General features: G+C 50.9%; 4 protein-coding genes and 1 pseudogene. All 5 read left to right on the top strand.

Annotation, left to right across the window (positions count from 1 at the left end; all coding sequences use genetic code 11):
* Positions 1-1,042, top strand: a 1,042-nt coding sequence (locus JCM13995_RS13020) for a transposase (protein ID WP_054666374.1), incomplete at its 5' end; no start/stop codon positions are given.
* Positions 1,043-1,507: 465 nt separating this feature from the next.
* A complete protein-coding gene (locus JCM13995_RS16465) occupies positions 1,508-1,957 on the top strand; it encodes a hypothetical protein (RefSeq protein WP_263849693.1) in 450 nt (149 codons plus the stop codon).
* Positions 1,954-2,787, top strand: a complete 834-nt coding sequence (locus JCM13995_RS16460) for a replication initiation factor domain-containing protein (protein ID WP_263849692.1) — start codon at positions 1,954-1,956, stop codon at positions 2,785-2,787. Before JCM13995_RS16465 ends, JCM13995_RS16460 begins: the two co-directional genes overlap by 4 nt.
* 77 nt (positions 2,788-2,864) lie before the next feature.
* Positions 2,865-3,071: a DUF3173 domain-containing protein gene (locus tag JCM13995_RS13010; RefSeq protein WP_033572650.1), complete on the top strand. Its 207-nt coding sequence runs from the start codon at positions 2,865-2,867 to the stop codon at positions 3,069-3,071.
* Positions 3,064-4,337: pseudogene (locus JCM13995_RS13005) on the top strand (tyrosine-type recombinase/integrase). Before JCM13995_RS13010 ends, JCM13995_RS13005 begins: the two are co-directional and overlap by 8 nt.
* Positions 4,338-4,383 lie beyond the last annotated feature (46 nt).

Here is a 4,383-nt window from a genome sequence, read left to right as displayed (position 1 = left end):
AATCATCACTGATGAAGTCCGTGAGAAGCTAGAAGCGATTGTGCCCGGAGCTCACGTGCTAATTACTGATGCCACCGCCGTGCCGATCAAGATTCAGTTTCCTCAAGATGCCTCCTTACTAAACAAAGCTCGGCTGAACCTTGAAGAGATGGTGTTTAAGATGGCGCAAGGGCTACAAGTTGCAATCCCGCGGACTTATAAGCGCTTGGCTAAGGCAACATGGACTGAATATTCACGCCACCCTGGCCGTCAGGCCAAGGCCCGGCGCAAGCAGATTAAAGCCCAGCTGCAGTACATTCGGCGAGACCTGCGCTACGTGGATGAACTGTTGAGCCAAGGCGGAGAAGCACATCTGACAGAATGGCAAATCAACCGGCTCGCAGTTGTCCGTAAGGTCTACGATCAGCAAAAGTACATGTACGACAACAAGACTCATAGCGTTCCTGACCGGATTGTCAGTCTCAGCCAACCGTACATTCACCCGATTGTTCGCGGTAAAGCTAAGGCACGCGTTGAGTTCGGTGCCAAGATTGACTGCTCAATTTTAGACGGAGTTATTGACGTTGAGCGTTTTGACTTCGAGAGCTTCAATGAAAGCACTGATCTGGCCGCAACCCTCGATCATTGTTGGGATACACTGGGGCAGTATCCCGATGAGGTACTAGCTGACACCCTGTACCGAACCCGAGCGAATATTGCATTGTGCAAGGAGCTGGGCATCAAACTGAGTGGGCCTAAGCTGGGCCGCCGGCCGAAGCATGTAGATGCCAAGCAGCGCAAGCTGGATACTGATGCGGAGAACAGACGCGGTGCGATTGAACGCAAGTTTGCCTTCTTGAAAGTCTCGCTTGGGCTTGATTTAGTGAACACAAGAACCGCTGAATCTCTGGTGGTCGAAGTTGATTCAGCTATTGTGTTGGCTAACCTCATGCTTCTTTTGGGTATTTTTTCTATACCAATTTCCGTCATTACCCACAGAGCCGGCAAAACATATCAAATCAACTATAAAGTCATCACTGAACGGCCTAAGTCAGCAGCCTAGTTCAGTACTGACTAGTGTAAGCATTGGTTTATTTCATCTTGAGGTCCATATTATTGCTTTTATTGGCAATGATATGGGCTTTTTTTTGATGGGAGAGAATTAATTTCGAGTTAACTGGAAGTCTTGTGGGATTATGATCCTCTATATTAAAAATACGTTACAGTTCGAATTTTTGTTTCAAAACGCGTCCTACAAACCGTCTGTATATGGTGAGAGCGAAAGTTCTCACAGACCTTCCGGAAGGGTCTTGCAACGTACGCCGCCGTGCGCGGCGTGCAGCGCGAAAGCCGCTAGCGCGAGCGGCGGCGGTCGGCGTTAGCCGGCCGCCACAAGCCCCCGGTCTCTAATAGGGGGGCAAATATTAGAGACAAAATACATGTAAGTAGGACGAAAGCGCCGGTGGCAAGCCACTTTGCGTAAGCAGATAGGTGGCTTTGCTGTCAGGTCGCTTCGAAAGGAGCTAACATGCTGAAAGATTTGAACTTAGTCGGCGGGATGACGAATACCGACTGGCTAAACCAGTTTCATGATGAGATGCGCACGCACAAGATCACTCAGGGCCAATTAGCGAAGACGGCTGATTACAGTCGATCGCATTTGAACCAGCTGCTGACGGGAAACAAGCCGATTAACCAACAAGCGCGGTTGCGATTGACGTTGGCACTGCGGTCGTTGACCGGCCAGAACAACGTTGACGTCTGTATTGATTACTTGGGCGTTACCTTCAAGTCGCACGACTATGAAGAACTGGTGACCGAACTGTTCCAGATTAACCTGAATCACTTTAATCTCAAAGAAGGGGCGCGATACGGGTACGCGGCGACCTTCAAATGTGGTGAAATCGATGTGTTGCTGTCGCCGTATCAAGATGTGAATGCAGACGGTTATGATCCAAGCGAAGACAGTGCACAATGATTGAACTGAAGGGCCAAGGCTGCCGCTATGTTGAATCGTATTTGCGCCAGCAGAATCGCACCTGGTACGACTTCCTAGAGACGTGCATTGCGCTTGACGGTCATTTCACCCGAGTTGACCTCGCCATCAATGATCGCAATGGCTTGCTTGACGTACCAACCTTGATTGAGAAGTGTGACCGTGATGAATTCACCTCACGTTTTCATGGTTTCCGAGATAATCGCACCAAGCAGTGGAAGGTATCGGGCAGAACCTTGTATCTGGGGTCGCCGCAAAGTGAAGTGTACTTCTGTATTTACGACAAGGCTTTTGAGCAACACCAGAAGCACCCTGAGATTGCGATTGAAGATCAGCCGATACGGACACGCTTTGAAGTCCGGTTACGTCGCAAACGCGCCGCTGCGGCAATTAAGAATTTGTTGGCAGAGCATGATCCAGAGAAAGTTGTGTTCGGCATCATCAATCGCTACCTGCGTTTTTTGACGCCGAGTCACAAAGCGAAGAGTCAGTGGGCGACAGATCCGCGCTGGGATGCTTTCATCGGCAATTATCGCGACAAGCTGCGACTTTCTACCAATCCTGAACCATTGAGTTACGCGCACATTACCCGTTGGCTCAAGAAGCAGGTCGCGCCGTCGCTGAAGATGTTGCAGCTGATTGATCAGTACAATGGCACTACTGAGCTGAAGGCGATTATTGACGGCGGCAAGTTGACGCAACGCCACTGGGACTTGATTCACCACTATCAGCATCACCGCAACGGCGTTTTGACGGATTCAGAACCGAGTGAGACATCAAAAAAGAGCGACTATGCCGACCAAAGCAAGTAGTCACCCTTCACAGATAAGATTTGGGTCCTATCTGGTTTGATTATCTCACTTCAATCAATGAGAAGGAAGTGACGTAATTGGATAAGAGTTTTGTCTGCTATCAAGATCTGATGGCATTAGGTTTTAAGCAGCACACCGCGCGCAATATTATTAGACAAGCGAAGCAAAGGATGGTACAAAAGGGTTATCCCTTGTATCTCAACCGAAACTTAGGGCGCGTGCCGCGTTCTGTCGTTGAGTCCATTCTCGGGTCACCGATGAATGGAGCTGTTGAGAATGAGTAAAACCAAATATCCAGGCGTATTCATAGACGCCAAAGGTAACTTCTACTATGAAACCGAGTTGGGCACCGATAAGATGAGTGGCAAGCGCGTCCGCAAGAAAGGGCGGAAGGACAGTCAAGGAATGCCATTCAACACTGCGTTTGCGGCGAACAAGGAACTTACGCGGGTGAAGCGTGAATATCATGAGGCGCATGGGTTTACGAACTTTCGCATGACCTACCGCCAGTTCATGAAAGACGCGTATATCCCAGCGTACAAAACCGACGTGGAGGAAAGCACCTTCGCTGTCCGTAATCGCAGCTTTGATATCTGTATCGCCCGCTTTGGCGACCAGCTGTTGCGCGATATCGATATCACCGACGTGCAGAACTTCCGCACGTGGCTGCTCACGGATGAAAAAGACGGCGGTGCGGGCTACTCGCAAGGCTATGCTGGTTTGGTGTTCGGCTGCTTCCGCAAGTCCCTTGACCATGCGGTGCAGATGCAGTACCTGTCCAGCAATGTGTCGAAGCGGGTCAAGGCGATCCCTAAGGCCAAAAGCAGCGTGCCGTTTTGGACGAAAGCTGAGTTTGAACAAGTCATCGCGCAAATCTGCATTGATGACATTTACGGTCACCTGAACTTCGTGATGTTGTGGCTGTACTTCCTGACTGGCGTGCGCGTCAACGAAGGCACGGCGCTGTGGTGGCGAGATGTTGATCTCGCCAAGAAGCAGCTGCACGTTGACCACATGCTGGTGATGAAGAACCGGCATGACTGGGAGCGCCACGACTACACGAAGACAGACAGCGGCAAGCGCATCTTGACGCTTGATGATGACACCGTGGCAATTCTATGGCGCTGGCGCGAGGTGCAGAAGAGTTTCGGTCTGGGTGGGGTTGATGACTTCATCATGACCTACGATGCTTGCCGATGACCAAGTCCACGATCTCGAGGATTATCCACCGCTACGCCAAGTTGGCGCAGGTGCACCCAGTCGAAGGCAAAGGGCTGCGCCACAGTCATGCGTCGTATCTCATCAATGAGTTCAACGTCTCCGTACTGGTGTTGTCCAAGCGCTTAGGCCATTCGTCACCTGAGATCACGCTGAAGCACTACTCGCACTTATGGGGCGGACTGGATGCAGATATCGCCGAACAGATTGCGGGTAACATCACGATCAAGACGGCGGGTCAGAATCAGGTGCGGTTCGTGGGGAATCAGGCGGTAAAGTACGATCAACTAAGCCCCGCCAAACTCCCCGCCAAAACAGTGGCTGAGGCATAGAAACCTAGTGATGACGCGGGATAGTGCCGCTGAAGATACGCTCGAA

The organism is Lacticaseibacillus camelliae DSM 22697 = JCM 13995, from assembly GCF_001311195.1.
Classification (GTDB): Bacteria; Bacillota; Bacilli; order Lactobacillales; family Lactobacillaceae; genus Lacticaseibacillus; species Lacticaseibacillus camelliae.
The sequence above is the reverse complement of the archived record's forward strand: the minus strand, read 5'-3'. Positions and strand labels throughout refer to the sequence as shown.

Bases quoted from the DNA above. Each gene is read 5' to 3' on its own strand.
- JCM13995_RS16465 (WP_263849693.1), top strand. From the start codon at position 1,508: ATGCTGAAAGATTTGAACTTAGTCGGCGGGATGACGAATACCGACTGG.
- JCM13995_RS16460 (WP_263849692.1), top strand. From the start codon at position 1,954: ATGATTGAACTGAAGGGCCAAGGCTGCCGCTATGTTGAATCGTATTTG.